The 5573-nt window shown below is 70.8% G+C and carries 6 protein-coding genes; 4 read left to right on the top strand and 2 right to left on the bottom strand.

Annotated features, from left to right (window positions below):
- Positions 1-839: bifunctional methylenetetrahydrofolate dehydrogenase/methenyltetrahydrofolate cyclohydrolase FolD (folD, locus tag QZ753_RS17015; protein WP_294645335.1), on the top strand; the 839-nt coding region annotated here is incomplete at its 5' end.
- Between the two features lie 215 nt (positions 840-1054).
- On the opposite strand, the gene grpE is transcribed toward folD, so the two are convergent.
- Together grpE and hrcA are read right to left on the bottom strand one after the other, a co-directional pair.
- Entirely contained in the window at positions 1055-1792 is a 738-nt protein-coding gene (grpE, locus tag QZ753_RS17020; RefSeq protein ID WP_294645337.1) for a nucleotide exchange factor GrpE, read from the bottom strand.
- Positions 1793-1913: 121 nt separating this feature from the next.
- Positions 1914-3041, bottom strand: a complete 1128-nt coding sequence (gene hrcA, locus QZ753_RS17025) for a heat-inducible transcriptional repressor HrcA (RefSeq protein WP_294645339.1) — start codon at positions 3039-3041, stop codon at positions 1914-1916.
- A gap of 183 nt (positions 3042-3224) precedes the next feature.
- Here hrcA and QZ753_RS17030 point away from each other — a divergent pair, with 183 nt between their 5' ends.
- From QZ753_RS17030 to rdgB, 3 genes are all read left to right on the top strand, one after another.
- Entirely contained in the window at positions 3225-3968 is a 744-nt protein-coding gene (locus QZ753_RS17030) for an alpha/beta fold hydrolase (RefSeq protein ID WP_294645341.1), read from the top strand.
- Between the two features lie 104 nt (positions 3969-4072).
- Positions 4073-4792, top strand: coding sequence for a ribonuclease PH (rph, locus tag QZ753_RS17035; protein WP_294645343.1), 720 nt, complete (start codon positions 4073-4075; stop codon positions 4790-4792).
- Positions 4793-4824: 32 nt separating this feature from the next.
- Positions 4825-5478 carry an RdgB/HAM1 family non-canonical purine NTP pyrophosphatase gene (gene rdgB, locus QZ753_RS17040; protein ID WP_294645345.1) on the top strand — a complete coding sequence of 218 codons (654 nt, stop codon included), beginning with the start codon at positions 4825-4827 and terminating at the stop codon, positions 5476-5478.
- Positions 5479-5573: the final 95 nt, after the last annotated feature.

Genomic DNA, 5573 nt, shown 5'->3' on the forward strand with positions numbered 1-5573 from the left:
CCGCCGCCGACCTCGAAGCGCGGCAGGGCGTCAAGCCGGGGCTCGCCGTGGTGCTGGTCGGCGAGGATCCCGCAAGCCAGGTCTATGTCGGCTCGAAGGGGCGCATGGCCAAGGAGTGCGGCTTCCATTCCGTCACCCACACGCTGCCTGCCGACGTGCCGCAGGCCGACCTTCTCGCCCTCATCGACCGGCTCAACGCCGATCCCGCCATTCACGGCATCCTCCAGCAGCTGCCGCTGCCGAGAGGCCTCGACGCCGACGCCGTGGTCGGCCGCATCCACCCGGACAAGGACGTCGACGGCCTCACGATCGTCAATGCCGGGCGCCTCGCGTCGGGCCTCGCCCGTGAAGCCTTCGTTCCATGCACGCCCGCTGGCTGCATGGTCATGCTGCGCCGGGTGCTCGGCGACGACCTGTCGGGCCAGCGCGCCGTGGTCGTCGGCCGCTCCAACCTCGTCGGCAAGCCGATGGCGCAGCTCCTGCTTCTCGCCAACGCCACCGTCATCGTCGCCCATTCGCGCACGAAGGACCTGCCCGCCCTCTGCCGCGAGGCCGACATCCTCGTCGCCGCGATCGGCCGCCCGCAGGCGCTCGGCCCCGACTGCATCAAGCCGGGCGCCGTCGTCATCGACGTCGGCATCAACCGCATCGACGCGCCCGAGCGCGGCGAAGGCAAGACCCGCCTCGTCGGCGACGTCGCCTACGAGCCCGCCAGCCAGATCGCCTCGGCCATCACCCCCGTTCCCGGCGGCGTCGGCCCGATGACCATCGCCATGCTCATGGCCAACACCGTCACCGCTGCCTACCGCGCGGCCGGCGAGGCGCCGCCGACGTTCTGAGGGACGCAGCCGGGGATCGGCGGGGCTGCCGCCCCGGTCCCCGCTCGGGAATGAATTCCCGAACCCATCTTTTCCTTTGACGATCTTCCCAAAGACGAAGGGGCCAGCGGCCCCCTTCGTCTTTGGACACTCTTCTAGTGAGGAGGGGTCCAGGGGACATCATGTCCCCTGGCGGGGTGCAGGGGCGGCGCCCCTGCTGTGCCTCCGCCGCGCCCTCAGGCGTCTTTGGTGCTCTCGTCCGGCACGCCCGGCTTGGTGTCGACGCCGGCGGCGGGCGCCGTGCCCTTGGGGCCGCCCTTCGACACGCCGACGAGGGCGGGACGCAGGACCCGCTCGCCGATGGCGTAGCCTTCCTGGACGACCTGCACCACGGTGTTGGCAGGCAGGTCGGGATTCGGGACCTCGAACATCGCCTGATGGAAGTTCGGATCGAAGCGCTGGTTGAGCGGCTCGAGCTTCTTCACGCCGTGGCGTTCCATGGCCGACAGCATTGAGCGACCGGTCATCTCGACGCCCTCGACGAGCGCGGTGAAGCCGGCATCGCCGCTTTCGCGCGCGCCAGCCGGCAGGGCCTGGATGGCGCGGTCGAGATTGTCCGAGACCGAGAGCATGTCGCGGGCGAAGTTGGCGACCGCGAACTGGCGCGCGTCCTTGATCTCGCGCTCCGTGCGCCGGCGCAGGTTCTCCATGTCGGCGGCAAGGCGCAGGAGGCGGTCCTTGACGTCGGCATTCTCGGCCTCGAGCTCGGCGATGCGCCCGCGGTCGGCCTCAGTGGCGTGACTGCCGCCCCAGGTCGGCACGGTGTCGTCGCCGGCCGGCGTCTCGATGTGCGGCGCGTTCATGTCGCCCGCGGTCGCCCCGGCGCTGCCGCCGCCCTTGAAGAAAGCCTGGCCGCCCGTCGCCGTCGCCTCGCCCTGGCGTTCGCCTGCCGTCTTGTCGGTGTCGCTCGTCATCGAAGAGGGCGCTCCTTGATCATGGGAAATCGGACCGGTTTCCGCCGCCGACGCGATGGGCCGGCGGCCGGCGCGGCCGGGAATGGGTCGGTGCGGGATATCGAATGGGGCGGGCGGAAAATCAAGGCCGCCGGGGCGGCGCGGTGCCCGAAAGAAGGCGCGAGACGAGCCGGGCGGTGTAGTCGACCATCGGCACGATGCGCCGGTAGTTGAGACGCGTCGGGCCGATCACGCCGACGGCGCCGATCACCCGGTCGTCGCCGTCGCTGTAGGGGGCGATCACCAGCGACGAGCCCGACATGGAAAAGAGCTTGTTCTCCGACCCGATGAAGATGCGCACGCCGTTGCCGGCTTCGGCGAGGTCGATCAGCTCCATGATCGAGTTCTTCGATTCGAGGTCGTCGAAGAGGTGGCGCAGGCGCTCGAGGTCGGGCGCCGCGGTGACGCTGTCGAGAAGGTTGGCGCGACCGCGCACGATGAGGCGGGACGGCGAGCCCGCGCCCTCGCCCGACCAGACGGCGAGCCCCGCTTCGACGAGTTCCTGCGACAGGCGGTCGAGCGCGCGGGCTGTGTCGTCCTTCAGGGCGGCGATGCGGGCGCGCGCCTCACCGAGCGTTCGCCCGACGACGTGCGCGTTGAGGAAATTGGCGGCTTCCACGAGCTGCGAGGCGGTGATGCCGGGCGTCAGCTCGAGGACGCGGTTCTCGACCTCGCCGTTCTCGCCGACGAGCACGACCAGCGCACGTGTCGCGTCGAGGCGCACGAACTCGATGTGCTTCAGCCGGATGTCGGCCTTGGAGGCGAGGACGATCCCCGCCCCGCGCGACAGGCCGGACAGAAGCTGCGACGCCTCGGTCAGAAGCGCGTCGACGGGGCGACGCTCGCCCTCGGCGCGCACGCGCTCCTCGATCTCGAGACGCTCGCGCTCCGGCAGGTCGCCGGTTTCGAGGAAGGCGTCGACGAAGAATCGCAGGCCGATCTCGGTCGGCAGGCGTCCCGCCGAGACGTGCGGCGCGTAGATCAGGCCGAGCGCCTCGAGGTCCGACATGACGTTGCGGATCGAGGCGGGCGAAAGCTGGTTGGTCAGGAGGCGCGACAGGTTGCGCGAGCCGACCGGCTCGCCCGATTCGAGATAGCTGTCGACGATCAGCCGGAAGATCTCGCGCGAGCGCTCGTCGAGCGCCTGCCCGAGGTCGAGGCGCCGATCGAGAGGATCGCGCGGGAGGGAGAGCGAGGGGCCGAACTTCATGACGGCCCCGAATATATGGATCGGCGCGGGCCCGGCCAAGCGCCGCGATGGCGCAGGCGCGGGGAAATCGAGGGACGGATGCGTCGGCTTTGCCGTTCGGGACGGGCTGGACGGCGACAGTGGCACCCGGGGCGATCCGATCTAGCTAGACGAGACCGAAACCCGACAGGACGAGACGCCCCCATGGAACCCCTCGAACTCCAGCATGGAGACCTGACGCTTCGCGGCACGCGCCACCCCGGCGGCCATGCCGGCCACGTTCTCCTCGCGCACGGTTTCTCCAGCAACCGGATGGGCAACAACCGCATGTTCGTCGAACTGGCCCGGGCGCTGGCCGCCGAGGGCTTCGACGTCGTGAGCTTCGACCGCGCCGGCCACGGCGAGAGCGACGGCCGTTTCTTCGACGTGAACGTGCCGGACGAGCTGGAGCAGCTGTCGGCCATGTGCGACCTCGCGCCCCGCCCGGTGCATCTCGTCGGCCACTCGCTCGGCGGAATGGAATCGGCGACGCTCGCCGGGCGACGGCCCGATCGGATCGCGAGCCTGACGCTTCTCGCGCCCGCTGCGGCGAGCGTCGACGAGGTGGCCGACGGCAAGATCCTCGGACGGCCCTACGGATCGATCCTCGCCGGCGAGCCCTTCGACGTGAACGGCCAGGCGCTCGGCCCCGCCTTCGTCCACGGCATGGAAGGCTACGAGGCCTATGCCGGCCTTTCGGCCTATCGCGGTCCCGTGTTCCTCCATCACGGCGAGGCCGACGAGGTGGTGCCGTTCCGCTATGCCGAGCGCTATCGCGAGGTCTGGCCGCAGGCGCGGCTGACCTCCTATCCCGGCGGCGACCACGGCTGGCAGAAGCTCGCATTGCGCGAGCGGCTGATCGAGACGTGCGTGCGCGAGATCGCCGAAGTCGCCACGCGGGCGGGCTGACGCGCTCGGGGCGCCGGCGGCGCATAATCGGCGCCGCCGCTTCCGGTCGCCGGTGGTATGCGTTAAGGAGACCGCAACACCTTACCCAGCCCGAGCGGACACTCATGCGGCCTTCCAAACGCCAGAACGACGAATTGCGGCCCGTCTCGCTGGAGCGTGGCGTCTCGCGCCATGCCGAGGGCTCCTGCCTCGTCAAGTTCGGCGACACGCACGTGCTCTGCGCCGCCAGCCTTGAGGAACGCGTCCCCGGCTGGCTGAAGAACACCGGCAAGGGCTGGGTGACCGCCGAATACGGCATGCTGCCGCGCGCCACGGGCGAGCGCATGCGCCGCGAGGCGGCCGCCGGCAAGCAGTCCGGCCGCACGCAGGAGATCCAGCGCCTGATCGGCCGCTCGCTCCGCGCCGTCGTCAATCTCCAGGCGCTCGGCGAACGCCAGATCACCGTCGACTGCGACGTGATCCAGGCCGACGGCGGCACGCGCACGGCCGCGATCACCGGCGCCTTCGTCGCCCTGTCGGACTGCCTCGCCTGGATGGAGACGCGCGGCATGGTCAAGCGCGACGCGGTCCTCAAGGATCACGTGGCCGCCATCTCCTGCGGCATCCACCAGGGCACGCCGGTGCTCGACCTCGACTATCTCGAGGACTCGGCCGCCGAGACCGACGCCAACTTCGTGATGACCGGGCGCGGCGGCATCGTCGAAATCCAGGGCACGGCCGAGGGCGAGCCGTTCTCGCGCGCCGAGCTCGATGCGCTCCTTGGGCTGGCGGACGCCGGCATCCGCCAGCTCGTCGAAAAGCAGAAGGTGGTGCTCGGCGCCTGAGCCGGGCTCCTCGAACGGAAGCGGTTTTCGCCATGACGCATGACCTGCCCCTCGACCCGGCCGACGGCCCGCTGCTGATCGCCAGCCACAACGCCGGCAAGATCGCCGAATTCCGAGAGCTTCTGGCACCGCTCGGCTTCGAGGTCGTGTCGGCGGCGGACAAGGGGCTGCCCGAGCCCGAGGAGACCGGCACGACCTTCGAGGAGAACGCCCGGATCAAGGCGCTGGCGGCCGCCCGCGCCACCGGCCTTCCCGCCCTGTCGGACGATTCGGGGCTGGCGGTCGACGCGCTGGGCGGCGATCCCGGCATCTACTCGGCCCGCTGGGCGGGGCCCGCCAAGGACTTCACCATGGCCATGCGCCAGATCGAGGAGAAGCTCGAGGCGGCCGGCGCCACGACGCCGGACCGGCGCACCGGCCGTTTCGTCGCCGTCCTCAGCCTCGCCTTCCCAGACGGGCAGACGCGCGAATTCCGCGGCGAGATCGACGGCACGATCGTCTGGCCGCCGCGTGGAAGCCTCGGCTTCGGCTACGATCCCTGCTTCCTGCCCGAGAACGAGACGCGCACCTTCGGCGAAATGTCCTCGCACGAGAAGCACGGCTGGGTGCCCGGTCAGGAGACGGCCCTGTCGCACCGCGCCCGTGCCTTCCGGCTCTTCGCGCGGGAAGCGCTCGGGGTCTCGTGAGCCTCGCCCTGCGCCCCCTGTCGGCGATCCGGCCCTACACGCCGCCGGCCGGCGATCCCGGCTTCGGCGTCTACGTGCACTGGCCCTTCTGCGCC

This window comes from uncultured Aureimonas sp. (genome assembly GCF_913775355.1).
Lineage (GTDB): Bacteria > Pseudomonadota > Alphaproteobacteria > Rhizobiales > Rhizobiaceae > Aureimonas.

Coding starts and splice junctions, on each gene's coding strand:
- grpE (WP_294645337.1), bottom strand. CDS start 1,792: ATGACGAGCGACACCGACAAGACGGCAGGCGAACGCCAGGGCGAGGCG.
- hrcA (WP_294645339.1), bottom strand. CDS start 3,041: ATGAAGTTCGGCCCCTCGCTCTCCCTCCCGCGCGATCCTCTCGATCGG.
- QZ753_RS17030 (WP_294645341.1), top strand. CDS start 3,225: ATGGAACCCCTCGAACTCCAGCATGGAGACCTGACGCTTCGCGGCACG.
- rph (WP_294645343.1), top strand. CDS start 4,073: ATGCGGCCTTCCAAACGCCAGAACGACGAATTGCGGCCCGTCTCGCTG.
- rdgB (WP_294645345.1), top strand. CDS start 4,825: ATGACGCATGACCTGCCCCTCGACCCGGCCGACGGCCCGCTGCTGATC.